This window comes from Stutzerimonas stutzeri (genome assembly GCF_024448955.1).
Classification (GTDB): Bacteria; Pseudomonadota; Gammaproteobacteria; order Pseudomonadales; family Pseudomonadaceae; genus Stutzerimonas; species Stutzerimonas stutzeri_AQ.
In genome coordinates this window covers 60,990-87,134 of record NZ_JAMOIH010000005.1, presented here as the reverse complement: position 1 = coordinate 87,134, position 26,145 = coordinate 60,990, and the positions used below count along the sequence as shown (strand labels likewise).

General features: G+C 59.2%; 20 protein-coding genes and 1 pseudogene. 2 read left to right on the top strand and 19 right to left on the bottom strand.

From position 1 onward, the window contains the following. Positions 1-17: 17 nt before the first annotated feature. From purF to leuC, 13 genes and pseudogenes are all read right to left on the bottom strand, one after another. Complete coding sequence (gene purF / locus NA645_RS06940; protein WP_131648440.1) at positions 18-1,523, bottom strand: amidophosphoribosyltransferase; 1,506 nt, start codon at positions 1,521-1,523, stop codon at positions 18-20. Positions 1,524-1,608: 85 nt separating this feature from the next. Further along, positions 1,609-2,121, bottom strand: a complete 513-nt coding sequence (locus NA645_RS06935) for a CvpA family protein (protein ID WP_256048158.1) — start codon at positions 2,119-2,121, stop codon at positions 1,609-1,611. 123 nt (positions 2,122-2,244) lie between these two features. Further along, positions 2,245-2,871, bottom strand: coding sequence for an SPOR domain-containing protein (locus tag NA645_RS06930; protein ID WP_256048157.1), 627 nt, complete (start codon positions 2,869-2,871; stop codon positions 2,245-2,247). Continuing rightward, complete coding sequence (gene folC, locus NA645_RS06925; protein WP_256048156.1) at positions 2,855-4,159, bottom strand: bifunctional tetrahydrofolate synthase/dihydrofolate synthase; 1,305 nt, start codon at positions 4,157-4,159, stop codon at positions 2,855-2,857. Before folC ends, NA645_RS06930 begins: the two co-directional genes overlap by 17 nt. Beyond that, a complete protein-coding gene (gene accD / locus NA645_RS06920; RefSeq protein ID WP_256048155.1) occupies positions 4,156-5,049 on the bottom strand; it encodes an acetyl-CoA carboxylase, carboxyltransferase subunit beta in 894 nt (297 codons plus the stop codon). The genes folC and accD overlap by 4 nt, the downstream gene beginning before the upstream one ends. Positions 5,050-5,273: 224 nt before the next feature. After that, positions 5,274-5,897 carry a phosphoribosylanthranilate isomerase gene (locus NA645_RS06915; protein ID WP_256048154.1) on the bottom strand — a complete coding sequence of 208 codons (624 nt, stop codon included), beginning with the start codon at positions 5,895-5,897 and terminating at the stop codon, positions 5,274-5,276. 116 nt (positions 5,898-6,013) lie between these two features. Then, positions 6,014-6,883, bottom strand: a complete 870-nt coding sequence (gene truA / locus NA645_RS06910) for a tRNA pseudouridine(38-40) synthase TruA (RefSeq protein ID WP_256048153.1) — start codon at positions 6,881-6,883, stop codon at positions 6,014-6,016. Positions 6,884-6,885: 2 nt separating this feature from the next. Continuing rightward, positions 6,886-9,609: a FimV/HubP family polar landmark protein gene (locus tag NA645_RS06905; protein ID WP_256048152.1), complete on the bottom strand. Its 2,724-nt coding sequence runs from the start codon at positions 9,607-9,609 to the stop codon at positions 6,886-6,888. 153 nt (positions 9,610-9,762) lie between these two features. Next, positions 9,763-9,849: pseudogene (locus NA645_RS06900) on the bottom strand (aspartate-semialdehyde dehydrogenase); the annotation flags it as partial. A 375-nt stretch (positions 9,850-10,224) separates the two neighbouring features. Next, entirely contained in the window at positions 10,225-11,337 is a 1,113-nt protein-coding gene (asd, locus tag NA645_RS06895) for an aspartate-semialdehyde dehydrogenase (RefSeq protein ID WP_256048151.1), read from the bottom strand. A 53-nt stretch (positions 11,338-11,390) separates the two neighbouring features. Then, positions 11,391-12,473 (bottom strand): 3-isopropylmalate dehydrogenase, encoded by a 1,083-nt coding sequence (gene leuB, locus NA645_RS06890; RefSeq protein ID WP_256048150.1) that lies wholly within the window; start codon positions 12,471-12,473, stop codon positions 11,391-11,393. Between the two features lie 120 nt (positions 12,474-12,593). Next, on the bottom strand, positions 12,594-13,241 hold the full coding sequence (leuD, locus tag NA645_RS06885) for a 3-isopropylmalate dehydratase small subunit (protein WP_256048149.1): 648 nt from the start codon (positions 13,239-13,241) through the stop codon (positions 12,594-12,596). An 11-nt stretch (positions 13,242-13,252) separates the two neighbouring features. Then, positions 13,253-14,680 carry a 3-isopropylmalate dehydratase large subunit gene (gene leuC, locus NA645_RS06880; protein ID WP_256048148.1) on the bottom strand — a complete coding sequence of 476 codons (1,428 nt, stop codon included), beginning with the start codon at positions 14,678-14,680 and terminating at the stop codon, positions 13,253-13,255. A gap of 273 nt (positions 14,681-14,953) precedes the next feature. Here leuC and NA645_RS06875 point away from each other — a divergent pair, with 273 nt between their 5' ends. Then, positions 14,954-15,820: a LysR family transcriptional regulator gene (locus tag NA645_RS06875; protein ID WP_256048147.1), complete on the top strand. Its 867-nt coding sequence runs from the start codon at positions 14,954-14,956 to the stop codon at positions 15,818-15,820. Between the two features lie 125 nt (positions 15,821-15,945). Continuing rightward, the gene (locus NA645_RS06870) at positions 15,946-18,855 is read left to right on the top strand and encodes an EAL domain-containing protein (protein WP_256048146.1); all 2,910 of its coding nucleotides are present in this window, start codon (positions 15,946-15,948) and stop codon (positions 18,853-18,855) included. 265 nt (positions 18,856-19,120) lie between these two features. Here NA645_RS06870 and NA645_RS06865 read toward each other — a convergent pair whose 3' ends face one another. The 6 genes from NA645_RS06865 to flgH all read right to left on the bottom strand — a co-directional run bounded on the left by NA645_RS06865 (position 19,121) and on the right by flgH (position 26,139). After that, positions 19,121-19,435, bottom strand: a complete 315-nt coding sequence (locus NA645_RS06865) for a ComEA family DNA-binding protein (protein WP_256048145.1) — start codon at positions 19,433-19,435, stop codon at positions 19,121-19,123. 131 nt (positions 19,436-19,566) lie between these two features. Next, on the bottom strand, positions 19,567-21,093 hold the full coding sequence (gene flgL / locus NA645_RS06860) for a flagellar hook-associated protein FlgL (RefSeq protein ID WP_256048144.1): 1,527 nt from the start codon (positions 21,091-21,093) through the stop codon (positions 19,567-19,569). 11 nt (positions 21,094-21,104) lie between these two features. Further along, positions 21,105-23,123, bottom strand: a complete 2,019-nt coding sequence (gene flgK / locus NA645_RS06855; RefSeq protein WP_256048143.1) for a flagellar hook-associated protein FlgK — start codon at positions 23,121-23,123, stop codon at positions 21,105-21,107. A 2-nt stretch (positions 23,124-23,125) separates the two neighbouring features. Continuing rightward, positions 23,126-24,316 carry a flagellar assembly peptidoglycan hydrolase FlgJ gene (flgJ, locus tag NA645_RS06850; RefSeq protein WP_256048142.1) on the bottom strand — a complete coding sequence of 397 codons (1,191 nt, stop codon included), beginning with the start codon at positions 24,314-24,316 and terminating at the stop codon, positions 23,126-23,128. A gap of 10 nt (positions 24,317-24,326) precedes the next feature. After that, complete coding sequence (locus tag NA645_RS06845; protein ID WP_256048141.1) at positions 24,327-25,430, bottom strand: flagellar basal body P-ring protein FlgI; 1,104 nt, start codon at positions 25,428-25,430, stop codon at positions 24,327-24,329. 13 nt (positions 25,431-25,443) lie between these two features. Further along, a complete protein-coding gene (gene flgH / locus NA645_RS06840; RefSeq protein WP_131648421.1) occupies positions 25,444-26,139 on the bottom strand; it encodes a flagellar basal body L-ring protein FlgH in 696 nt (231 codons plus the stop codon). Between the last annotated feature and the right edge of the window lie 6 nt (positions 26,140-26,145).

Genomic DNA, 26,145 nt, shown 5'->3' with positions numbered 1-26,145 from the left:
AGCCGCCGGGTTGTCGATCAGTTGTTATGTAGATCGATGATAGCGCTGCCCGTGATGCTCTTGCTTTTGCTCAAGTCGTTACGTGCCTGCTCGATTTTGTGCAGGTAGACCTCATCGATATCGCCGGTCACGTATTTGCCATCGAATACCGCGCAATCGAAATTCTCGATCTTCACCTTGCCGCCACCGACCGCATCGATCAGATCATCCAGATCCTGATAAACCAGCCAGTCGGCGCCGATCAGTTCTGCGACTTCCTCGGTGCTGCGATTATGTGCGATGAGCTCGTGGGCGCTGGGCATGTCGATGCCGTAGACGTTCGGGTAGCGAACGGCCGGTGCGGCGGAGCAGAAATAGACATTCTTCGCCCCTGCTTCGCGGGCCATCTGGATGATCTGCTTGCAGGTAGTACCGCGGACGATGGAGTCGTCCACCAACATGACGTTCTTGCCACGGAATTCGAGATCGATGGCATTGAGCTTCTGCCGAACCGATTTCTTGCGCGCCGCCTGCCCCGGCATGATGAAGGTCCGGCCGATGTAGCGGTTCTTGACGAAGCCTTCTCGAAACTTGACACCCAGCCGGTTAGCCAGCTCAAGCGCTGCAGTACGGCTAGTGTCAGGAATCGGAATGACCACGTCGATATCGTGATCCGGACGTTCGCGAAGAATCTTGTCGGCCAGCTTTTCGCCCATCCGCAGACGGGCCTTGTATACCGACACGCCATCCATCAGGGAATCCGAGCGCGCAAGGTAGACGTGCTCGAAGATGCAAGGCGCGTAATGGGGGTTCGGCGCGCACTGACGGGTATGCAGCTTGCCGTCCGATGTGATGTAAACCGCTTCGCCGGGCGCGAGATCCCGGATCAACGAGAAGCCCAGCACATCCAGCGCGACGCTTTCGGAGGCGATCATGTATTCGACGCCGTGCTCGGTATGCCGCTGACCGAACACGATTGGGCGAATGGCATTCGGGTCGCGGAAACCGACGATGCCGTAGCCCGTCACCATGGCCACCACCGCGTAGCCGCCGACACAACGCTCATGGACCTTGGCCACGGCCGCGAAAACGTCCTCTTCGGTGGGCTGCAGCTTGCCTCGCACCGCCAACTCATGAGCGAACACGTTGAGCAGCACTTCCGAATCGGAGTTGGTGTTCACGTGGCGCAGGTCGGATTCGTAGATTTCCTTGGTCAGCTGATCGACGTTGGTCAGGTTGCCGTTGTGCGCCAGCGTAATGCCATACGGGGAGTTCACATAGAACGGCTGCGCCTCCGCCGAGCTGGAGCTGCCCGCAGTGGGATAACGTACGTGACCGATTCCCATATTACCGACCAGACGCTGCATGTGACGCTGTTGAAAGACGTCGCGGACCAACCCGTTGTCCTTGCGCAGAAACAGCTTGCCGCCGTCACTGGTTACGATTCCCGCCGCATCCTGCCCACGATGTTGCAGTACGGTAAGTGCGTCATATAACGCCTGATTGACGTTTGACTTACCGACAATGCCGACAATGCCACACATGCAAGGAACCTCTCAGTTAATACAGGCTGACCCGGACATGACACAGACCTGAGGCCCTCGGCACACCCGTTGAAGAACGCTCGTCTCAGCCGGAAGCATCGAGCGAGCCGGCTACCCATTGGCTTCCAAACCCGAGAATCAGGTTTTTCGACCAGTCGGCAACTAACAGAAAATGGGGCAGTAGTGTCGATTCACGCCACCACGGATCCTGGTGTACAGGCGCGAGGCTGAGCAGACCAACGAGCACAACGATCAATAGCCCGCCACGAGCCGCACCGAATACCATTCCAAGAAAGCGATCCGTGCCTGACAAGCCGGTTACCCGAACCAGCTCCCCGATGAGGAAATTAACCAGCGCGCCGACCAGTAGCGTCACGATGAAAAGAATCGCGCATGCCGCGATGACCTGAAAAGAAGGGGTACTGATGAACTCGGCAAGATGATGGGACAGCGCACCACCGAACATCCAGGCGACCACGCCAGCAATGATCCAGGTAAGCAGCGAAAGCGCTTCCTTGACGAAGCCGCGTTTCAAGCTGATCAGGCTGGAAATGACCACAACGGCGATAAACGCCCAATCGACCCAGGTGAGCGTCACAGGGTTTCCTGCTAAGGAGAAAGGCGGCGCATTTTAGCAGAGCGCCCGCAAAGGGGTAAGCAGACAATCATGCTTACCCGCGGAGCTGCGGGACGACCAGCGACAAGCCTGAGGTCCCCTTGCTTAACCCTGTTCAGGCTTGAAACGGACTACGAACCCGTTCAGCTTCTGCTGGCGTTGTAGTTGATCACGAAGGCGGTTGGCTTCCGCTCGCTCGACAAGCGGCCCGACGAAGACCCGGTTCATCCCGTCTGCGGTACGTATATAAGCGTTATACCCCTGAGAACGCAGCGTCTTCTGCAGCTTGTCGGCATTCTCGCGACTCGAGAGGCTGGCCAACTGCACCGACCAACTGACCGGCAAATTGGCCGTGTCCAGTCGCTTCTCTTCTGGAGTGGTCGACGGCGCCTCGACGGTTACCGGCTCAGGTGTTGCTGGCGCGGGCGCCGGCTCGGCAGAGGCTGGAGCCGGATTGATAGGAGTCGCAGGCGCCTCAGGCTGGGAAGCTGCATTCTCCTCGATGATTTCGAACTCTTCCGGGAAAGGCTCGACCTCGGGCTCAGGTACCTCCACAGGCTGCGTCTCGATCACAGGCGCAGCAGGCGCTTCGGGCATTTCCGGCGCATCCACGACAATCTGCCGGCCGGCATCTTCGCGGTTGAACAGCATCGGAACGAATATTACCGCCAGTGCCAGAAGCACCAAGGCGCCAACGATACGCTGCAACAATCCCTTATCTACCAAGACCATGTTCTCCACTGGTTGCGTGCCGATCGATCCAGCTCAGCGCATCGGCCACACAGTAAAAAGACCCGAACAGCAATATCTCATCGCCATCGACAGCCAGATCGCACTGCCCTTCGAGCGCCTGGGATATCCCCGGATAGATAGTGACGCTTGCATTGCGTTCCAGCAATGCCGCACTCAGCTCAGCTGCCGAGCGCGAGCGCGGCGTAGCCAGTGGAGCAACCGCCCAGACATCGACCACAGGTAGCAGCGCATCGATCACGCCAACCAGATCCTTGTCGGACAGCAGACCGAATACCGCCAGCCGACGACCAGGCTTCGGTTGTCGCTGCAGGTGTCTGGCTAGATATTCTGCCGCGTGCGGGTTGTGCCCGACATCGAGCAATATCGACAAGTCACGCCCCTGCCAACGGATCGTACGACGATCCAGACGCCCGGTGACACGCGTACTCAGCAGAGCCTCCACCACCCGCTCCGGCTGCCAGGACGACTGGAGCAATGCAAACGCTTGCATCGCCACAGCTGCATTTTCCAGCGGCAGCGCCAGCATCGGCAGATTTCGCAGTTCTAGGGGGTTGCCCGCCCCATCTCGGCCACGCCAGTGCCAACGAGTTGCCTCCATCGCCAGATCGAAATCGCGCCCACGGACCAGCAACGGCACTGCCGACTCAGTCGCATTTTTCAGCATCGATTCTGGTGGAGCGGAATCACCACATACGGCGGGCTTTGCGGGACGGAATATTCCGGCTTTTTCAAACGCCACGCTTTCGCGCGTATCGCCGAGCCATTCGGCATGGTCCAGCCCAATATTGGTAACGACCGCCACGTCGGCATCGATCAGATTCACCGCGTCGAGACGGCCACCCAGCCCGACTTCCAGCACCACGGCGTCCAGCGCCTCACGTTCGAAAAGCCAGAAAGCGGCGAGCGTGCCCATTTCGAAATAGGTCAGTGACACTGAACCTCGTGCTTGCTCGACCGCCTCGAATGCTTCACATAACGCCTCGTCACTAGCATCCGTCCCGTTGAGACGAACGCGCTCGTTGTAACGCAGCAGATGAGGCGAGCTGTAGACACCCACCTTCTTGCCCTGCCCAGCGAGCATTTGGGCGATGAAAGCGCAGGTCGACCCCTTGCCATTGGTGCCGGTGACAGTGACCACCTGGGGAGCCGGGCGCTTGAGGCCAAGCTTTGTCGCCACCTCACGGCAGCGATCAAGGCCCATATCGATAGTGGTGGGATGCAGCTGCTCAAGATAATCGAGCCAGTTCTGCAAACTCCGCCGGCTCATGCGCTGGCCGTTACCAAGGCAGGCTCCGCCGGGGTCGGCAGATGTTGCAACTGAGCGAGAAGACGCGACAAGCGAGGACGCAACTCGGAGCGCGGGACGATCAGGTCGATGGCACCGTGGTCAAGCAGGAACTCACTGCGCTGAAAACCTTCCGGCAGCTTTTCACGCACCGTCTGCTCGATCACGCGCGGCCCGGCAAAGCCGATCAGGGCCTTGGGCTCGGCGACGATGACATCGCCCAGCATGGCCAAACTTGCCGATACGCCGCCGTAAACCGGGTCGGTAAGTACGGAAATGAACGGCAATCCTTCTTCGCGCATGCGGGCCAGCACTGCGGAGGTCTTGGCCATCTGCATAAGTGAGATCAATGCTTCCTGCATGCGGGCACCACCGGAAGCTGCGAAGCAGATCAGCGGACAACGCTGTTCAAGCGCAGCATTGGCGGCCTGAACGAAACGCTCCCCGACGATCGCGCCCATGGAACCGCCCATGAAGGAGAACTCGAACGCGCAGGCCACGACCGGCATGTTCATCAAGGTACCCCGCATCGCGACCAGCGCATCCTTTTCGCCGGTCTGTTTCTGCGCCGCGGACAGGCGATCCTTGTACTTCTTGCTGTCGCGAAATTTCAGCCGATCGACAGGCTCGAGGTCGGCGCCGATCTCCTCGCGCCCCTCCTTGTCAAGAAAAATATCCAGACGCGTGCGTGCGTCGATGCGCATGTGATGTTGGCATTTCGGGCAGACATCCAGCGTTTTTTCCAGCTCCGGGCGATATAGCACCGCCTCGCAGGACGGACATTTGTGCCACAGGCCCTCGGGTACTGAACTCTTCTGCGTTTCCGAGCGCATGATCGAAGGGATCAGCTTGTCTACTAGCCAGTTGCTCATGCTTTTATTCTCCACAGCTTGTCAGTCCCGCGCGTAACGACTGCACGCACCGGAAAAATTCATCGTTGCGACCGGTCTCCAGTCGGAGCTCACTGCGTCGCGTAGGCAATAGCCAAAGAAGCGCTATCGCTGAAGTCTGATCGCCGCCTGGCACCAGATCGGTAACAGTGGCGAGGCTCGCCAAATCGGCGAATGGTAACTGGACGGCAATGACCCTGCGCTCGTCACATCGAAGCTCTTACTGACCGAACGAAGTCCCGCACTTTCTGCGCATCTTTGACGCCCTTGCTCAGCTCTACTCCCCCACTCACGTCGACGGCGAACGGACTTACCTCGGCCAGCGCCTGGCGAACATTTTGCGAAGTCAGCCCGCCAGCTAATATCAGTGGTTTGGGCAGATTTGCAGGGATTAGGGACCAATCAAACACCTCGCCCGTCCCGCCAGGAACACCCGCAACAAAGGTATCGAGCAGAATTGCGCTAGCCCCAGCGTAGCGTGCGGCCTGCACCCGGACATCCTCACCCGCCTTGACTCTGAGCGCCTTGTACCACGGCCGATGAAAGCCTTCGCAGTCTGCCGGCGTTTCGTCACCATGAAATTGCAGTGCATCCAGCGGCACGGCATCCAGCGTCTCATTGATTTCGCAACGCGATGCGTTGACGAACAAGCCTACGGTGGTGATGAAAGGCGGCAGAGCGGCAATGATGGCGCGAGCCTGCTGGATATTTACCGCGCGTGGGCTCTTGGCATAGAACACCAGGCCAATCGCATCCGCACCGGCTTCGGCAGCGACGAGCGCGTCCTCAACCCGGGTGATTCCACATATCTTGCTACGAACGATAGGCAACGGCAGGCACCTGCGATAAAAGACCCCGGATGGTAACAAAAGCGCCACAGGCTGCAACCCGCATCACTTTATCGTCCGTTTCGAAGGATGACTCGTCACTTGTCCCGCCGCTGGCATCAGGTCGGATGATTTCGCACATCAGGCAGGCCAGACAGGAAATGCGGCCCAAGATAGCGCTCAGGCAATTCGAACTGTTCCGGGTAATCCACCTGAACGAGATACAAGCCGTAGGGATGGGCGGTAACACCACCCGTTCGCCTTACACGCGACTCCAGCACTTCCCTCGCCCATTCGACCGGGCGTTCGCCCGCCCCGATGGTCATCAACACACCGGCGAAGTTACGCACCATGTGGTGCAGAAAAGCATTGGCACGCACGTCGATCACGATCAGCCTGCCATACTCGAGCAGCTCCAGATGGTGAATGGTTTTGATCGGCGATTTCGCCTGGCACTGGCGCGCTCTGAAAGCACTGAAGTCGTGGGTTCCGACGAATGCCTTAGCCGCTTCGCGCATGCGCGCAATGTCCAGCGGTCGGTGGTTCCAAGTTACTTCTTCGGCGAGATGAGCCGGGCGAATCTGGTCGTTGTAGATGACGTAACGATAACGGCGCGCCATGGCGCTGAAGCGCGCGTCGAAGCTCTTGGGCATTTCCTTGGCCCAGGTCACGCTGATATCACCCGGCAGATTCATGTTCGCGCCCATTACCCAGGCGTGCATGGAGCGCGTCACTGGCGTATCGAAATGAACCACCTGGGCGCAGGCATGAACGAGCGCATCGGTACGCCCAGCACAACTCAGCGTCACCGGGTGGCCGCCGGCCACTTTGCTCAAGGCATTTTCCAGTGAGAGCTGAATTGACGGCACGCCATCACGTTGCCGTTGAAACCCACGATAACGGGACCCCTTGTATTCCACACCAAGGGCAATTCTGAAAACGTCAGCGGCAGCCGATAGGGCTGCCGCTTCAGGTACTGCTTCGATCATGGTCAGGCTAGTTTGGCGAGCATCTCTCGCGCCTCTTGCTGCTGGGTATCACTGCCCTCGTTCATGACCTCATCGAGGATGTCGCGAGCGCCTTCGGCATCACCCATATCGATATAGGCGCGGGCAAGGTCCAGCTTGGTGGTGGTTTCATCGGTGTCGGCGAAGAAATCGAAATCGTCGTCAAGACCCTCCGAGGTTGACTCGGCCTCCGGCTCCGATAGGTCGAGCGGCTCGTCCACGTCTCGCGCCAAGGCTTCAGGCTCAGCTTCGACCTCATCGAACTCGGAGATAAACGTTTCGGATACCGCTCCGCCGCTGGTCTCGTCAGGAACCGACAGATCGAACTCATCCGGCATGCCCGCAGACTGGACAGGATCGGAGAGCTGGAAATCAAAGTCCTCGGCAGCAGGCTCGCCCGCTACTGGCTTCGACAGTTCTTCGTCGAGGTCTAACAGCACATCGTCATCGACAGTAGAAGATTTCGGCTGATCTTCAAGATCGAGCGAGAAACCGGCAAGTTCGGCTTCAAGGGACTGCATATCCGCTTCGGACGATTTGTCCAGGTCAAACGCGAAATCGTCAGCGGCCTGCTCCTGCGCAGCGGCGTCAAGATTGAGGTCGTCGAAATTGAGTTCGACAAGCTCCTCTGAGGTCTCGCCAGCCGGGGCTACGGCTGTTCGGGTCAGGTCATCATTGAGTTCAAGATCGTCCAGACTCAGGTCAAAGGCATCACCCGACACCTGATCAGCAGTCGGTGCCGAAGCCGGTTCGTCAAGCTGGAGATCATCCAGGCTGAAGCTCTCAAAATCATTGGTGCTTGTCGCGGCGGCTGCCGCAGCGAAGCCAGCTGCTGCAGCCATTGCCGGATAACGGAGCTTCGTCTGTTCAATTGCGTCCAACGAGCCGCCGATTTCGCGGAGCTCCGCCTCTTGCCGAGCGAAACCATCCCGATCACCAAGTTCGGCATAGACTTCCATCAGCTTCAATCGCAGGTCACTGCGCTGCGGCTCATCGTTCAATGCATTCTGCAGCAGGTCGCCAGCCTGATTGAAACGACCGTAAGCGATGTAAATATCGGCCTCGGCCAAGGGGTCGTTGGTAGCGGCAGCGAGCGAGTCAGCCGAATGCTCACCGCTGTCTTTATCGGTCGACTCCACAGCGGACGAATCGAGATCCTGCTGCGCCATGTAGAACGTGTCAGGTGAACTATCGGCAAGCAGGCTTTCCTGCAGTTCAGCTTCCTTCAAAGCGTTGCGGCGGGACAACGCCATCAGCCCGACCAGCAATAGCAAAAGGGCTCCGCCGCCCAAGGCGCCGAGGAGAATGGGATTGGCCAACAGCTCGTCGACGTAGCTATCGGCTTCAGGCTCTTGTATCGCTGGAGCCGATGCTGCGGGAGCCGGTGTGACTGGCGCCTGTGCAGCCGGCTCCGTATCTACCGCTGCCTCTCCTTGGGTCGCTGCTGGAGCTATGACCTCAGCACCAGTAACTTCGGGCTCGGCAGTGGTTTCGGTTACTGCTTCGGGCGTTTCCGGAGCAACGTTAGCGCTTGAATCAATTTCACTATTCGAAGGCAGCGCGGATGTCGCATCGACTCCCGGCTCGGCCCCCGTTGCCAGTTGAGCTTGTAGCTTGGCCAACTGGTCGTCCTTGAGCTGCATCAGGCGCTGCAGCTTGTCGAGTTGACCCTGAAGATCGTTGAGACGGTCCTTGAGGTCCAGATTTTCGCGACGACTGGAATCAAGACTTTCCTCGGTAACCGCGAGCTTGTCACGCAACGCCTGAGCGTCGGCTCCGCTTCCAGTATCACTACCCGCTGTGGCTTCGTCGGCTTCCGGTGCGACCAAGCGGAGATTATCGCCCTGCTCACTACGCGATGGTGCTGCTCCCACCGAATCACGCTGGGTCGCATCCAGCTGGCGCGTGCCCGCTGCGCCGGAGGCGGCAGCCTGACGCCAACTTGCGTTCTGTTGCGCGACTTGCTGAATCGCCTCAGCTTGTGACCGGCTACCGATTTGCTCGGCATTCGGCAGGCGAAGCACCTGACCGTTCTTCATTCGGTTGATGTTGCCAGCGATGAAGGCGTCAGGGTTCAGGTCTTGAATGGCCAGCATGGTCTGATGAACGGTGCCACCTTGGCGGGCGCGCTCGGCAATTTCCCACAGCGTGTCATTAGGCGTGACTTTATATTGCTCACCTTGCAGCGCGGAAGCGCCGGTAGGCGCTGAAGCAGGCCGCGTTGCGACTCGCGGCGCCGTCTCGGACCGAACGATTGGCGCTGCAATAGGCAACTGAGGGGCAACGGAAGCAGCGATTTCCGGCGAATAAAGCGGCGGGTCCAGCAGGAGCGTGTATTCGCGCAGTAGCCGACCGTTGGGCCAGAGCACCTCGATGAGGAAGTTCAGGTAGGGTTCGCGAACCGGCTTGGTCGATGAGACCCGGATAACGCTCTTGCCATCAGGGCGCAAAACAGGGGTAAAGGTCAGGTCCGTCAGGAAATACTGCCGGTCAACACCCGCCCGATTGAAATCTTCCGCAGACGCCAGAACCGGGACCACTTCACCCGGCGCCAGAGTTTTCGCATCCAGCAATTCGATTTCAGCCACCAGCGGTTGATTCAGTGCCGACTTCAGCGTGACCTCTCCCAGCCCCAGCGCGTACGCCATTTCGGAAGTCAGCGCGGTAGCAGCCGCGATTGCCAGCACCAGATTGCGAACCCGAACCATTATGTAATCCCTTGTTTTTTAACTTTTCTCGGATCTTCGAGAAGGGTCTTATAGACGCTGCCCGTGCCCGCCAGATGGCGGCCCCCCGTCAGCGATAAGCCTAAACAGCGCAGCTAGCTAGATATAGTTATTCGAATTGCCGGTAAGTATCTTTTACAGATAGTGTTTTATCAATAACTCACCAGACCGCACTGCATTGCCCGCCACGCCTTTTGCCACGTTATCAGACACAATCCACAATTCGCGTTCGCCTGTTTCAACGAAGCTGCAGCCTGCTCGCGAACCGGTAGCCCTTGTACTTCAATTCCGAACAAGACGCTCAACGAAACAATGCGAAACCCTGGCGGTGTAGTTATTGAAGCAATATCTATCGGCCCGCCACCTAAATATGGAAACGAAAAACAGCCCTTAACCGCGTCGATACCGACACATGGTGAGCCGTCCGAAGGGCGTCACTGTAGCCGAAGCAGATCGTCCCGCAGTGAGGTTAAGCCTAGATCCGACGAACGCGCCATGCAGAGCCCTCGCTGCGGAACGCTCAGCTAGGCAGCTTCGACCAGATAAAAAAAGCGCCGCGGCTGTGCCGAGGCGCTTCGGTGTTTCCTTCCTTGCGGTTTAGCGTTCCAGAAGGATGCGCAACATCCGCCGCAAGGGTTCCGCGGCGCCCCAGAGCAACTGGTCGCCCACGGTGAAGGCGCCCAGATAATGAGAACCCATGTTCAGCTTGCGCAAACGACCGACAGGTACGTTCAGCGTGCCGGTCACCGAGGTCGGACTGAGCTCCTGCATGCTGGCGTCCCGATGATTCGGAACCAGCTTAACCCAAGGGTTGTGCTGGCTGATCATGCCCTCTATATCCGAGATCGGCACATCCTTGTTCAGCTTGATAGTCAGCGCCTGGCTATGGCAACGCATGGCGCCGATGCGCACGCAGATGCCGTCGACCGGAATCGGATTCTTGAAGCGCCCGAGGATCTTGTTGGTTTCGGCCTGTGCCTTCCACTCCTCGCGGCTCTGCCCGTTGGGCAGTTCCTTATCGATATAGGGAATCAGGCTACCGGCCAGCGGCACGCCGAAGTTATCTACCGGGAAGGACTCGGACCGCTGGCTCTCTGCGACCTTGCGGTCGATCTCCAGAATCGCACTGGCCGGGTCGGCCAGTTCATCGGCAACCGCAGCGTTGATGGTGCCCATCTGCTTGATCAGCTCGCGCATGTTCTGCGCACCGGCGCCGGACGCCGCCTGGTAGGTCATAGCGCTCATCCACTCGACCAGACCGTTCTCGAACAGGCCGCCGAGCCCCATCAGCATCAGGCTGACGGTGCAGTTGCCACCAATATAGTTGCGAGTGCCGGCATCGAGCTGCTGGTCGATCACCTTGCGGTTGACCGGGTCCAGCACGATGACCGCATCGTCCTGCATGCGCAGGGCGGAGGCAGCGTCGATCCAGTACCCATTCCAGCCGGCTTCGCGCAGCTTGGGGAATACTTCGTTGGTGTAGTCGCCACCCTGACAGGTCAGGATCACGTCGAGGCTTTTCAGCTCATCGACGCTGTAGGCATCCTTGAGCGGCGCGATGTCCTTGCCGATCGAAGGCCCCTGACCGCCTACGTTGGAAGTGGTAAAGAACACCGGCTCGATCAGGTCGAAGTCCCGCTCTTCCAGCATCCGCTGCATGAGCACGGAACCGACCATGCCGCGCCAACCGATCAGACCTACACGTTTCATCGCAACTACACCTATATAAAGTGACCCACCCGCTTTGAGAGCGGGCCAAGAGATTACAACTTCGCGAGCGCCGCGACTACCGCATCGCCCATTGCCTGAGTGCCGACCTTGTTACAGCCATCGGACCAGATGTCGCCGGTGCGCAGGCCTTGGTCGAGCACGTCGCTGACCGCTCGCTCAATGGCATCGGCCGCCGCCACCTGATTAAAGCTGTAGCGCAGCATCATCGATACCGAAAGGATGGTCGCCAGCGGGTTGGCGATGCCCTTGCCAGCTATATCTGGCGCCGAGCCATGGCAAGGCTCGTACATGCCCTTGTTGTTAGCATCCAGCGACGCCGACGGCAGCATGCCGATGGAACCGGTGAGCATGGAAGCCTCGTCGGACAGGATGTCGCCGAACATGTTATCGGTAACGATCACGTCGAACTGCTTGGGCGCGCGGACCAGCTGCATGGCGGCATTATCGACATACATATGGCTGAGCTTGACGTCCGGATAATCTTTGCCGACCTCTTCCACTACCGCACGCCACAACTGGCTGGAGGCCAGCACGTTGGCCTTGTCCACCGAGCAGAGCTTCTTGTTGCGCACCATGGCCATGTCGAAACCGACCTTGGCGATACGGCGGATTTCGCTCTCGCTGTAAGGCAGGGTGTCGTAGGCCATACGCTCGCCGTTCTCCAACACTTTGCTTTCACGCGGCTGGCCAAAATAGATACCGCCGGTCAACTCACGCACGATGAGGATATCCAGGCCGGCAACGATCTCCGGCTTCAAACTCGACGCTTCGGCCAGCTGCGGATACAGCAGCGCCGGACGCAGGTTGCCGAACAGCCCCAGTTGCGAGCGGATCTTCAACAGGCCGCGCTCAGGACGGATGGCCGGATCGATGGCATCCCACTTGGGACCACCGACGGCGCCCAGCAGAATGGCATCGGCGGCACGGGCACGCTCGAGGGTTTCGTCAGCCAGCGGCACGCCGTATTTGTCGATGGCCGCGCCGCCCAGCTCGTCATAGCTCAGTTCGAAGTTCAGCTGGAACTTGTCATTGGCCAGCTGCAGCACCTTGACCGCTTCGGCCATGATTTCCGGGCCGATGCCATCGCCAGGGAGAACCAGAATCTGTTTGGACATTTCCTATTCCTTATAAGGAGTCACTTCGGGGCCGGGGTGCTCCATAGGGTGGGCTTCAGCCCACCAGTAGCTCCGAGCCGTGTTGGTGGGCTGAAGCCCACCCTACCTCGTAATTTTCACCTACTTGATCGCGCCGAACAGCCACGGCTGGCTCTGCTGATGACGAGCTTCGAAGGCCTTGATGGCCTCGGCGTCCTGCAAGGTCAGGCCGATATCGTCCAGGCCGTTGAGCAGGCAGTGCTTGCGGAACGCGTCGACCTCGAAGCCGTACTGCTTGCCATCCGGGCGCGTCACGGTTTGCGCGGCCAAGTCGACGGTCAATTGATATCCCTCGGTGGCCTCTGCCTGCTCGAACAGCTCGTCCACCTCTTCGTCTTTAAGCACGATCGGTAACAGGCCGTTCTTAAAACTGTTGTTATAGAAGATGTCGGCATAACTCGGCGCGATGATGGTACGAAACCCGTACTCCTCCAGCGCCCATGGTGCGTGCTCACGGGATGAACCGCAGCCGAAGTTCTCACGCGCCAGCAGCACACTGGCGCCCCGATAGCGCGGGAAGTTCAGCACGAAATCCTGATTGACTGGACGCTGCGAAGAATCCTGGTTCGGCTGACCAACATCCAGATAGCGCCACTCATCGAACAGGTTCGGACCGAAACCGGTGCGCTTAATCGACTTCAGGAACTGCTTGGGAATGATCTGATCGGTATCGACATTGGCACGATCGAGCGGACAGACCAGGCCGGTGTGTTGGGTGAATGCTTTCATGTTTCGCCTCCTCAGGCCTGGAGCAGTTCGCGCACATCGATGAAACGGCCGGTCACAGCGGCTGCCGCGGCCATGGCCGGGCTGACCAGATGAGTGCGGCCACCAGCGCCCTGGCGCCCCTCGAAGTTGCGGTTGGAAGTGGACGCGCAATGCTCGCCGCTGCCCAGCTTGTCCGGGTTCATCGCCAGACACATGGAGCAACCCGGCTCGCGCCACTCGAAACCGGCTTCGAGGAATATCTTATCCAGCCCTTCCGATTCCGCCTGTTGCTTGACCAGGCCCGAACCCGGCACCACCATCGCCTGCTTGACGGTCGCGGCGACCTTGCGCCCCTTGGCCACTTCGGCAGCGGCACGCAAATCCTCGATGCGCGAGTTGGTGCAGGAGCCGATGAACACGCGATCCAGCTGGATATCGGTGATCGGCTGGTTGGCGCGCAGGCCCATGTATTTCAGCGCGCGCTCGATGGAGTCGCGCTTGACCGGATCGGATTCTACCGCCGGGTCCGGCACCTGCTGATCGACAGCCAGGACCATTTCCGGCGACGTGCCCCAGCTCACCTGCGGTTTGATGTCCTCTGCTCTTAGCTCGACTACCGTATCGAACACCGCATCCGAGTCGGACACCAGCTCCTTCCACGCCGCGACCGCTCTGTTCCAGTCCGCGCCCTTGGGTGCATAAGGACGGCCTTCGACATAGGCGATGGTCTTCTCGTCACAGGCCACCAGGCCCACGCGGGCGCCGGCCTCGATGGACATGTTGCAGAGAGTCATGCGGCCTTCCATAGACAATTCGCGGATGGCGCTACCGGCGAACTCCAGCGCGTGGCCATTCCCGCCAGCGGTGCCGATCTTGCCGATCACGGCGAGCACGATGTCCTTGGCTGTGACGCCGAACGGCAGTTTGCCTTCAACGCGAACCTGCATGTTCTTCATCTTCTTGGCCACCAGGCACTGGGTGGCGAGCACATGCTCGACCTCGGAAGTGCCAATGCCATGTGCCAGCGCGCCAAAGGCGCCATGCGTGGAGGTGTGCGAGTCACCGCAAACCACGGTCATGCCCGGCAGGGTCGCGCCCTGCTCCGGGCCGATCACATGCACGATGCCCTGGCGGATATCGTTCATCTTGAATTCGAGAATGCCGAAGTCATCGCAGTTCTCGTCGAGAGTCTGCACCTGAATGCGCGAGACTTCGTCGGCGATGGCTTCCAAGCCGCCCTGGCGCTCGCCCTTGGTGGTCGGCACGTTGTGGTCCGGGGTGGCGATGTTGGCGTCGATACGCCACGGCTTGCGCCCGGCCAGACGCAGCCCTTCGAACGCCTGCGGCGAGGTCACTTCATGGAGAATATGACGGTCGATGTAGATCAGCGACGAGCCATCGTCGCGACGCTTGACCTCGTGCATTTCCCAGAGTTTGTCGTACAGCGTTTTGCCGGCCATCGGGACTTTCCTCATCAGTTTCTGCGGGCAATAGCCCTTTCGCTTATGGGGTGAATGCTATGGGGTTACATCGAATTACTCAAATTCATATTTTTCATTCGATGCATTCCTATATGGAATCTCTATAGCTAAGCTGGACGAAAGGCAGGGTGGGCTTTAGCCCACCAGAATCAGCGCGGTAGGCTGCAGCGGAGCGCCGCCCGGCCCACCTACGGAGCGCAGGCCGAGCGGCACTCAGCCTCCAGCGCTTTCTATCGGCTTCAAGAGGAAATTATGGATCTGGCAGGCCTCAACGCCTTTATCGCCATCGCCGAAACCGGCAGCTTCTCTTTGGCCGCAGAACGCCTGCACTTGACTCAGCCTGCGGTGAGCAAGCGTCTTGCCGCACTGGAGTTGCAGCTCGACGTGCGCCTGTTCGATCGTCTGGGACGGGAGATCGGCCTCACCGAAGCCGGCCGGGCCCTGCTGCCTCGCGCCTACCGAATCCTCAATGTACTGGACGACACCCGCCGCGCATTGACTAATCTCAACGGTGAAGTCAGCGGTCGCCTGTGTCTGGCGACCAGTCACCACATCGGCCTGCATCGCCTGCCGCCGTTGCTGAGGAGCTTCACTCGTGCCTATCCCGACGTGAATCTGGACATCCGCTTCCTGGATTCGGAAGTTGCCTACGAAGAGGTTCTTCATGGTCGTGCCGAACTGGCCGTGATTACGCTGGCGCCACATACGGCTGCGCCGATTCGCGCCAGCAAGGTCTGGGACGATCCGCTGGACTTCGTCGTCGCCCCGGAGCATCCGCTGGCACAAAAACAGCAGATAACCTTGGCCGACGTGGCCGGTTACCCCGCCGTGTTTCCAGGTGGCAACACCTTCACCCACCATATCGCTCAACGGCTGTTCGAGCGCGAGAATCTCAGACCGAACATTACGATGAGCACCAATTACATGGAGACGATCAAAATGATGGTCTCCATTGGCATCGCCTGGAGTGTGCTGCCCCGCACCATGCTCGATGAACAGGTGGTGCGCCTTCCGCTGCCTGGAGTTCAACTAACGAGAGAGCTCGGATACATAACCCATACCGAGCGCACCCTGTCGAACGCAGCCAAGGCCTTCATGTCTTTGCTGGATGCCGGCTGACGCACTTGCACCCTGCCATCTGCTACGGATAAGTTCGGGACATAACAACAAGAGCACCAGAATCATGAGCAGTACCGGTTATCGGCCGATCCGTCACCTCCACACCAGCCCGGCGGAAACCATTCATGCGACCTCCTGAATCCCTGACCGGTGTCAGCGCCAGCGAAGCGGCAAGCCCCTGGCGGGATGCGACCCGCCTATTGTCGGTACTCGATGCGGCAGGGCTCGGCGTTTGGTCGTGGGACTTGCAGCACGGCATCGTCTACTGGTCGCTCGGCACAGAGCGGCTGTTTGGTCTCACTGAACCGCTCACTCAGATTACTCAGGATGAGTATCTGAATCTGATCGCTGCCGAAGATCGGCTTCATCTCACAACCGTCGCCCGCTCCGTACTGACGGGCGACAGGTCGCGTTTCAGCGTGCGTCACCGGGTGCGCTGGCCAGACTCGAGCGTGCACTGGCTGGAGATCGATGGGCAGCTGCAAGAAAGCGGCGCCGGTTGCTCGACGCTGGTGGGCATCGTCCGCGACATCACCACCCAGCACACTCAGGCCCTGGCCTTCGAAGACAGCCAAGAGCGTCTGGAGCTGGCACTGGCCTCGGCAGAACTGGGCAACTGGGAATGGCACATCCCAAGCGACCGGCTCTATGCGTCGAGCCGCGCTTCTGAATTACAGGGCATCATCGACGGTCCGTTCGATGGTTCGTTCCGGGAGTTTTTTCGCAGCGTCGCGGCAAATGACCGACAAACCATGCGCGAGGCATACAGCGATCTGCTGGCCGGGCGACGCCAGAGCTATCAGACGACCTATCAGGCGCTGCATCCGAACGGTACCGTCCGGCACTTGGAAACAACTGCCAAGCTGTATCGTGATGAGCACGGCGTGCCGTTGCGGATGGCCGGAATCATTATCGACGCCACGGAGCGGGTCCTGCGCGAACAGCATCTGGCCGCGTCCGAAGCCAGATTTTCCGCCTTGTTCCAAGGCAGTCCCGACCCGATTTCCCTTTCCCGTATCCGCGACGGCACCTTCATTGATGTCAATCCCAGCTTCAGCGCCGTATTCGGCTGGGAAGGCAGCGATATCGTTGGGCGTTCGGCTCCGGACATACATTTCTGGCGCGACGAGAAACAGCGGCAGTCGCTCTACCAACGGTTGACTCGTGACCAACGCCTGGACGACGCCGAAGCGCAATTTCGCACCAGGGCTGGTCAGTACATCACATGCGTGGTTTCCAGCCGTTTCATTCGAATCGACCGACGACTGTGCATCGTAACGACTTTCCGCGACATCACCGAGCGCCAGCAGGCCGAAGCAGCCTTGAAAGCCAGCGAGGCCAAGTTCGCCAGGGCATTCCATTCAAGCCCCGACGCCATCATCATCAGCGAACGCGCCACCGGACGCTTCATAGAGGTTAACGAGGGTTTTCACCGTCTCTCCGGCTACCGTCCAGAAGAAGCCATTGGCCGTACATCCACCGAACTGGGCATCTGGTCTGACTCGCAGCGCAAGGACATCCTCGAACGGCTGGAGCGTGACGGCCGCGTCGCCAACTGGGAAATGGTCGGCCAGGATCGTCACAGCAACCCTAAACATATCGAGGTGTCAGTCGAACCGATCGAACTCAACGACACCGATTGCCTGTTGATATCGGCGCGAGACATCAGCCAACTGAAGGCGGCACACGCACAGATCCATCACCTGGCGTATCACGACCCACTGACCAACCTTCCCAACCGGGCGCTGCTGATGGATCGTCTGGTACAGCAAATCGCGTTACACAAGCGCCATGACCTGCGAGGCGCCCTGCTGTTTTTAGACCTGGATCATTTCAAGCACATCAACGATTCGCTTGGGCATCCGGTCGGCGATGCCGTCCTGAAGATGATTACGGCTCGCCTCGAAGCCAGCACCCGCCAGGAAGACACCGTCGCGCGCCTCGGTGGCGACGAGTTCGTCGTCCTGCTGACAGGACTGAGCGGCAGGCGCTCGGAGGTGACGCGCCATGTTCGTCAGATTGCCGAAAAACTGCGGACCCTGCTCGCCGAGCCCATGACATTCGAAGGCAACCGGCTGCACGTCACCCCAAGCATCGGTATTGCCCTTCTGCCGGACCATGGCGATACGCCCGCCGATCTCCTGAAGCGAGCCGACATTGCGCTTTACGGGGCCAAAGCAGCCGGGCGCAACGCCATCCAATTGTTTCGCACGACAATGCAGCAAGCCGCAAGCGCACGTCTGCAGCTGGAGAGTGAGCTACGGTTGGCGCTGCAGCGCAACGAATTCGAACTACAGCTGCAACCCCAGGTGGATGCGCGCTCGGGTTCGGTGATCGGCGCTGAAGTCCTGTTGCGCTGGAATCACCCGGAGCATGGCCCGCGCTCACCCGCTCAGTTCATCGACGTGCTGGAAGAAAACGGCCTGATCGTCGAAGTCGGCGACTGGATCATCACACAAGCCAGCCGCATCGGCGCTTCGCTATTGGCCGCGGGGTTGGTGCACCCCGACACCTTCAGCCTTTGCGTCAATATCAGCCCGCGTCAGTTCCGTCAGCACGAGTTCGTCGAACGCACCCTCAATGCGCTGAAGGCCACCGGGGTTCCGCATAGGATGATCAAGCTGGAGATCACCGAAGGTATCGTGATCCAGAACCTGGACGACACCATTGCCAAGATGCGCCGCCTTTGCCGACACGGCATCAGCTTCGCTATGGACGATTTCGGCACTGGCTACTCATCGCTCACCTATCTGAAACGCTTGCCGGTGGATCTGCTCAAGATCGATCAATCGTTCGTGCGAGACGCGCTGGATGCGCCCAACGACGCCGAGATCATCCGCGCTATCGTCGCGATGGCTAGAAGTCTCGGGCTGGAGGTGATCGCCGAAGGGGTCGAGCAGCAGGCGCAGCTGGACTTGCTGCAACTGCAGGGCTGTCACCTGTATCAGGGGTATCTGTTCAGCCGTCCGCTGCCCGTGGACGAGTTCAGAAAGCTTCTGGCAGGTTCCAGCACCAACGAGGGCGGCGGCCGATAAATAGCATGGGTCCCCTGCCATATTGAGAGAGTGCAGCGACTCCCCCCGGCCGAATGAACTCGGCCCTACGGATTACGCACAATGGTCTGGCCCGAAACCCCGTAGGGCCGAACTTGTTCGGCCTTTGCAATCTGCGGCTTTGGTTCAGGTGGAAATCGAGCACAAAGAACGATAGCCATAAAACAAATGCCCCGGCACGAGCCGGGGCATTTGTCAGCATACTGAAGCCGGTGGAACACACCGGCTTTGAAATGGGATCACCTGATCAGTTCAGGCTCAACTTGGCGCGGTTCTTTTCCAGGGTAGCGGCACCAATCCCTTTGACTTCCAGCAACTCGTCAACCGAACCGAACGGGCCATGAGCTTCACGATACGCAACGATGGCCTTAGCCTTTGTCGCACCGATGCCTTTGAGTTCGCGGGTCAGGGTCTCGGCATCAGCCGAATTGAGGTTGATCGTTGCCGCTTGGGCTACTGCAACCTCTGCTGCTGCAACAGGTTCAGTCTGGGCTGCATGGCCGCCAATGGAAACGCTGGCGAGCAGTGCGAAGAGTGCTGCGGAGAGAAAAGACTTGGTCATGATTCACGTCCCTTTGAGTGTTGGTTTTCGACCGGCGCGGTACTCCATGCGCCGCCGGGACACTTTAAGGTGCAACAATTACAAGTCAAATCGATGCGTTGGTTCTGTGAACTACGCCCTCCAAGCGGTGCTTAGCGCATCACATTGAACAGGCTCAGCCCGGAAATTTTCACGTAGCTCTGTTGCGCCGCTTCGAGAATGACCGTTTGCATAGCAAGCCGCGACAACGCCTCGGGATAGTCCAGTTCGCGCAGCTCCGCCTGGACGCCCTTGTTGACCAGCGCGACGTCTTCGTTGTCTGTCAGGGTGGTGTCGATGGTATTTAACCGTGCGCCGATATTGCCGCGCGCCGCATCGACACTGACCATGCCGTGGTCGAGGTTGGTTAGAGCGACGGCGACTGAGTCGCGGATGCCGGTGTTGCCAGTCGATGGGTTTTCCAGGGCAGAGCGAAGGTTGGCGATGGTGTCCAAGATGCCCTGTTTCTGCCTAATTTCGCCGGTGAGGCTGATGGAGAATTTGTCACCTTCAGCAGGCGGAGAAATAAGCGTTATTTCAATAGACACGCCATCTTTTGTAAGTACGCGCGTAGCCGGATAGCCAGTGTCGTTCACAGGAAAAGCTTCGTTAATTTCCCCGTCAAACGCCCCCTCTTCATAGCTGAAACTAACTTGCTTCCCCGTCGCGCGCCCTTCGGTTAAAGCGGCCCCCGTAATCTTGCCGGCTGGGTCGGTAGCAACGGAGCCAAGCACGGCCCCAGAAGGATTAGGAACTAGTATTTGAGCTCTATCACCCGCCACCGAAAGACCGTCGAGCTGAACCTCGACCCCGCGGAAGACTAGCTTATCGCTCTTGTCAGCGTTCGAATCCATTTGTTGAGTGGCGAGAGGTTTTTCTTCTTCTGGAGGTGTAACTGCAACACGAGGCAATGCATAGATCGAATAACTTCCATCCGCCCCAAATTCAAGCTCGACACCATTGACAGGGAACCCCGCCGCGAATGCGGTTTCATCGCTGACCAGCGGCGCAGAAACTTTCAGTGTGGAAGGATTCGCGGAATCGGCGGAAATGAGTGCAGTGTTTAGCCGCCCAGCATTGGTCACGTTTTCGAAAATCGACTTGCCGCTGTCGCTGATCGGAATATTCAGCGAGCTGGCAATCTGCAATTTGCGCTGCCCTTCGTCGCCTTGATAGCTATAACTGCCATCCGCGCCACGAACGAAAGGCTGGGTCTTACCCTGAAACCCCGAAAACAAGTACTCGCCGCGCGCATTGCGCGTATTCATCAGCGAAAGCAACTCATCCTCACGCTCGCCCAATTCGGCGGCGATGGATTTGCGGTCTTCAGCACTCAATGCGCCGTTGCCCGCTTGCACTGCGAGTTCGCGTACTCGCTGAAGGATCGTGTTTACCGAGTTCAGCGAGACTTCTTCCTGGGTCAGGCTGTTCTTCGCAGCCGTCAGGTTGGAGTTGTATTGGCCGAGCACGTTCTGCTGTTGCTCCAGCTGCAGCAGGCGCACCGACGCAACCGGATCATCAGCTGGCGTAAGGATGCGGTTGCCAGTGCTGATCTGCTCTTGGGTGCGCGTGGCGTTGGCATAGTTTCGCTGGATGCCATTCACGCCGTTATTGAATGCTTGCAAGGTCGAGATGCGCATGGGCGGGCCTGTTACCTGAAGGTGCTGATCAATGTATCGAACATAGTGCGCGCAACTTGAATGATCTGAGCCGAGGCATTGTAGTACTGCTCGAACTTGATCAGGTTGGCGGCTTCTTCGTCGAGGTTGACGGCCGAGAGCGAGTCCCGGTTGTCGGTCGCCTGCTTGAGGATCGCCCCCGTTGCTTCGCTGTCCATACGGGCCTGAGCGGTTAGCGTGCCGACGCGCTCAACCAATTCGCCATAGCCATCAGTGAAGCTGGCACCGGATGTAACTCCACCGGTGCCGACGGTTACGCCAATGGTCTGCTTACTCTGCAGGTCAACCAGCTTCAATGCGTTGCGGTTGTCCGATACTCCGCTCTGGTTGAAGTTGAACTTGAAAGTATCCCCATCAACAGGACGCCCACTGATGGTGAATTCGAATTTATAAGTCTGTTCATCCGGCGCTGCACCTGTAGTCACGGTCAGGCCAAGCGTATTTGATTGGCCTGCCACTATAGTGCTTGGAGACAAAGACACCCCAGTCGGTACTGAACTAGGCAAGACTAATCCGGAGCCGTCATATCTAAGTTCAAGCCCATTGAGGGCGGCCGCAAGAGCTACGTCGTCGATTGGCGAGACCTCAGAAACCAGATTTGGCTGCCCAATCACACCAGTACCGCCATTCTGCAAACCGCTCTCCGCACGCACTGGCGCAGCGAATGCAAGCTGATCGGCCTGATCGAGCACGGTGCTGATATCCGCTGCACCATGGCGCGTAGGCTGCAAGGTGAACTTATCACCAACAGCAGGCGGTGGATTGCCCAAAACAATCTGGAAACCTTGGTCACGACCATCCTTATCGGCGATGCTCAGGACCCCGTTCGTACTGGTGACCGTCATCGGCTGATTGTCACTTAAGCGCCGAATCTTGTAGCCGGCACCGTCAGACTCCATCAGATAGTCACTGGTAGTCAGCAGGCTGGTTTTCGTGATGTTCAGCAGCGGCTGGGCGTCGCTGTTGCCGGAAAAGGCATTGACACGGAGTTTCGCCAGCGCCGGGTCGTTGTAATTACCGAACAGCGCCGACCCCACCTGCCCTTTCAAATCCAGCCCCTGCTTCAGCTGCGTATTGACCTGATCACTCACCGTCAACGCTAACCGTCCCAGCGAATTGAGCGTAGGGTCCAACACTTCCTGCCGATAGCGAATCAGCCCACCCAGCTCGCCACCTGTGATCTGCGAAGTGATCCCCTGCTTCGAGCCACCACTGACGAATTGTATTTCGTGACGATTCGGATCGCCTTGTCCTGGGACCACTTCGAGCCGGCTCACTGTTTTACCCACAACCAGTGGCTGACCGCTTCCCACGGAAATATTGAAGCTATTGTCGTCCTGCGGCGTTACGGTGACGCCGATGTAGGTCGACAACTGGCGCACCGCCTCATCTCGAGCATCGAGCAGGTCATTAGGCTGCTTGCCGTTAGCGGATGCGGTTGCAATGGCATCGTTCAAACTACCAATGCTGCCTGCCAGACGATTGATCTGATCGGTGACCGCAGCCATCTGCTTGTTGGTGAAGTTGTTCTGTTCGGTCAGCCGATCGGAAACGGTATTGAATCGGCGCGCTAGCCCCTCAGCCTCCGCCAGTACCAACTGACGTGCCGGAATGTTGGCGGGATCTTCCGCTGCCGTTTGCAGTGCCGAGAAAAACTTCTGCAGTGAGGGCGTGATGCCGGTCGTGCTGCCTGCCAGCAGAGAATCGAGCTGGTCGATCTGGCTTTTGTAGGCCTCCACATCGCTGCTCAGCGAGGTGCTGCTGCGCAACTGACTGGTCAGGAATTCGCTATAAGTCCTGCGGATTTCCACCAGCGTAGTGCCCGAGCCGACATAACCCGCCCCGCTGAATTGAGGAGTCCGGGTTGCCTGGGATGCATCCTGGCGGCTATAGCCGGGAGTATTGACGTTGCTGATGTTGTGGCCGGTGATCGACAGCTGGCTCTTGCTCGCACTCAAGCCCGACAGGCCAATATTCAGTAGGTCAGCCATGATTAGCCTCTAGTCCGCACGGCGGGCGCTGAACTCGCGTCAGCGATCGTTTGGTAGGTCCGCACTTTGCGAGCGATCTGATTGATCTTGTTCGCATATTGCGGGTCGGTCGCGTAACCGGCCCGCTGTAGTTCGTTGACGAAGCGCTCCGAGTTACCGGTGGCGCTCGCAACCTGAATCGCCGGCTGGTAACGGTCATTGTTTTCAAGCAGCCGAACGTAATCGTTGAAACTCTGTTCGAACGAGTCGTAAGCCCGGAACCCAGCGACCTGCTTGGTCGCCTTGCCGTTGACGTACTCGGTTGTGGTGACCGTCGCGGATTCACCTTGCCAACCCGTGGCTTTGATGCCGAACAGGTTGTGGCTGTTGCTGCCGTCCTTCTGCCGAATCATCGACTTGCCCCAGCCGGTTTCCAGCGCAGCCTGAGCCACCAGGAAGCGTGGCTCTACGCCGAGTCGCTTGGCGGCTTTCTCCGCCATGGGCAGCATGGTCGCGATAAATTCGGCCGGTGAGTTGAAACGCGTCTTGCTCGGCGCGCTCGGTGCCGTCGCCTCGACACCATTGACGATCAACGGCGCATCGTGGGGTGCCGCGAAGGCCGTGGCGGGCTGCCAATCGAGATTCACCAACGGCTGCGGCTTGCCGGCCTGTTGAGCATCGGTTCCGTTCTTGGCAACCTCGGCGGGTGCGGTCTCTGCCGATGGACGCTCGGCAAGCTTACCCGGCAGCGCCAGACGGCGTTGATTCAGCAGCTGCGCGTCATTTCTAGCCGGCGCAACGGCGGCGCTGGGGCTGCTCGACGCTTTCGCACCTTCGGCCTGTCCAACCTGAGCGAAGGGATTGGGCTTCTCGCTGGGCTCCTGCTGCTTGCTCAGCTGACGGATCAGCACGTCAGCCAGGCCTATGCCGCCGCCTTCTTTGGAAAGCGTGACCGACAGCTGCTGGTCGTGCATATCCTGATACTGCTTGCTGGCCTGGCTGTTGAATGGATTGTCCTTGGACATCACCTCGGTGGCCGAACGCATCGACTTGAGCATCTCGTTCATGAACAGGGACTCGAACTCCTGCGCAACCTTGCGCACGTTCTCCGCGCCGTCACGGTCCTTGCCAACCTTGAGCTGATTCAGCCGATTCAGGTCGGAATAGCTGCCGCTATCAGGTGTGCGCCGGCCAAGCCCCAGTCGATTTTCCATGTCCCGGTCCTCAGATCACGATCAGGTCGGCTTGCAAAGCGCCGGCTTGCTTGAGCGCTTCGAGGATGGCCATCAAGTCGCTGGGCGCGGCGCCCACCTGATTCACCGCTCGCACGATCTCATCAAGCGTGGTGCCCGGACCGAACTTGAACATCGGTTTGGCCTCCTGCTCCGCCTTGACATTGGAGTTGGGCACGACCACCGTCTGGCCGTCCGACAGCGGGTTCGGCTGGCTGACTTGCGGGTCTTCGGAAATGGTCACGGTCAGGCTGCCGTGGGTAACGGCGGCCGGCTGCACGCGAACGTTCTGGCCGATCACGATGGTGCCGGTGCGCGAATTGATGATCACCTTGGCGACCGCCTGGCCAACGTCGACCTCCAGGTTTTCCAGGATCGACAGATAGTCGACGCGCTGGCTCGGATCCAGAGGCGCGGTAATGCTGATCGAGCCCCCGTCGAGCGCCTGGGCCACACCCGGGCCGAGCAACTCGTTGATATGGTCGACGATGTTTTTGGCGGTGGTGAAATCCGGACGATTGAGGTTCATCGTCAGGGTGTTGCCCTGGTTGAATGCGCTCGGCACCGGCCGTTCGACCGTCGCACCGTTCGGAATACGACCTGCGGAGGGAATGTTGACGGTAATGCGCGAACCGTCCCCACCGCCGGCATCGAAACCGCCCACCACCAGGTTGCCCTGAGCGATGGCGTAGACGTTGCCGTCGATACCCTTGAGCGGCGCCATCAACAGACTGCCGCCGCGCAAGCTCTTGGCGTTGCCGATCGACGAAACGGTGATATCGATCGTCTGGCCCGGCTTGGCAAAGGGCGGCAGATCGGCATGAATGGACACGGCCGCGACGTTCTTCAGCTGAACGTTGCCACCCGCCGGCACCTTGATGCCGAACTGCGCCATCATGTTGTTGAAGGTCTGCACCGTGAACGGCGTCTGGGTGGTCTGGTCGCCACTGCCATTGAGGCCGACCACCAGACCGTAGCCGATCAACTGGTTGCTACGAACGCCCTGAATGGTGGCGATGTCCTTGAGCCGCTCGGCCTGGGCCGGAACGGCTACCAGGCACAGCAAGGCAACTACGAATGAGCTGAACAGTTTCATTGCCTGCACCTGCTTAGAACGGCCACAACGGGCTGATGAAGAAACGGTCCAGCCAACCGGGCTGGCTGGCATCGGCGAAGGCGCCGGTACCGGAATAGGTGATGCGGGCATCGGCGATACGGGTCGACGGCACCGTGTTATCGGTCGCGATGTCGTCCGCGCGCACCAGACCGGCAATGCGCACCAACTCGTCGCCCGTATTGAGTGTCATCCACTTCTCACCGCGAATCGCCAGAATGCCGTTTGGCAGCACGTCGGACACGGTAACGGTGATCGAGCCGGACAGGCTGTTGCTCTGCCCTGCCTGACCGGAGCCGGAAGTATCACGTGCCGCGTCGTATTCGGCGCCCAGGTTCATGGCGTTGCCGGTCAACGGGTTGGCCATCGATACGGCGCCGCCAAACAGCGAGCCGAGCCCGATATTGGCGCTGCTCTCCTTGGATATCTGCGAATTGGCATTCTTGCTCGCCTGGGTCCGCTCGTTGAGCGTGATGGTGATGATGTCACCGACCCGATGAGCCTTCCGGTCGTCGTACAGATTGGTCTCGAAACCCGCCTGATAGATGGCGCCGTTGTTTTGCGCAGCCGGCAGCGGCGTACGCGGTAAGACCGGTGCGTAGTACGGGTCATTGGGCTTCGGGGCTGGCGCCACGCAACCGGTCAGAACCACAGCGGACATCAGCGGAAGAACAATCAACAAGCGGCGCATATTCAC

Bases quoted from the DNA above. Each gene is read 5' to 3' on its own strand.
- purF (WP_131648440.1), bottom strand. From the start codon at position 1,523: ATGTGTGGCATTGTCGGCATTGTCGGTAAGTCAAACGTCAATCAGGCG.
- NA645_RS06930 (WP_256048157.1), bottom strand. From the start codon at position 2,871: ATGGTCTTGGTAGATAAGGGATTGTTGCAGCGTATCGTTGGCGCCTTG.
- folC (WP_256048156.1), bottom strand. From the start codon at position 4,159: ATGAGCCGGCGGAGTTTGCAGAACTGGCTCGATTATCTTGAGCAGCTG.
- accD (WP_256048155.1), bottom strand. From the start codon at position 5,049: ATGAGCAACTGGCTAGTAGACAAGCTGATCCCTTCGATCATGCGCTCG.
- truA (WP_256048153.1), bottom strand. From the start codon at position 6,883: ATGATCGAAGCAGTACCTGAAGCGGCAGCCCTATCGGCTGCCGCTGAC.
- NA645_RS06905 (WP_256048152.1), bottom strand. From the start codon at position 9,609: ATGGTTCGGGTTCGCAATCTGGTGCTGGCAATCGCGGCTGCTACCGCG.
- asd (WP_256048151.1), bottom strand. From the start codon at position 11,337: ATGAAACGTGTAGGTCTGATCGGTTGGCGCGGCATGGTCGGTTCCGTG.
- leuB (WP_256048150.1), bottom strand. From the start codon at position 12,473: ATGTCCAAACAGATTCTGGTTCTCCCTGGCGATGGCATCGGCCCGGAA.
- leuD (WP_256048149.1), bottom strand. From the start codon at position 13,241: ATGAAAGCATTCACCCAACACACCGGCCTGGTCTGTCCGCTCGATCGT.
- leuC (WP_256048148.1), bottom strand. From the start codon at position 14,680: ATGGCCGGCAAAACGCTGTACGACAAACTCTGGGAAATGCACGAGGTC.
- NA645_RS06875 (WP_256048147.1), top strand. From the start codon at position 14,954: ATGGATCTGGCAGGCCTCAACGCCTTTATCGCCATCGCCGAAACCGGC.
- NA645_RS06870 (WP_256048146.1), top strand. From the start codon at position 15,946: ATGCGACCTCCTGAATCCCTGACCGGTGTCAGCGCCAGCGAAGCGGCA.
- NA645_RS06865 (WP_256048145.1), bottom strand. From the start codon at position 19,435: ATGACCAAGTCTTTTCTCTCCGCAGCACTCTTCGCACTGCTCGCCAGC.
- flgL (WP_256048144.1), bottom strand. From the start codon at position 21,093: ATGCGCATCTCGACCTTGCAAGCATTCAATAACGGCGTGAATGGCATC.
- flgK (WP_256048143.1), bottom strand. From the start codon at position 23,123: ATGGCTGACCTACTGAATATTGGCCTGTCGGGCTTGAGTGCGAGCAAG.
- flgJ (WP_256048142.1), bottom strand. From the start codon at position 24,316: ATGGAAAATCGACTGGGGCTTGGCCGGCGCACACCTGATAGCGGCAGC.
- NA645_RS06845 (WP_256048141.1), bottom strand. From the start codon at position 25,430: ATGAAACTGTTCAGCTCATTCGTAGTTGCCTTGCTGTGCCTGGTAGCC.
- flgH (WP_131648421.1), bottom strand. From the start codon at position 26,139: ATGCGCCGCTTGTTGATTGTTCTTCCGCTGATGTCCGCTGTGGTTCTG.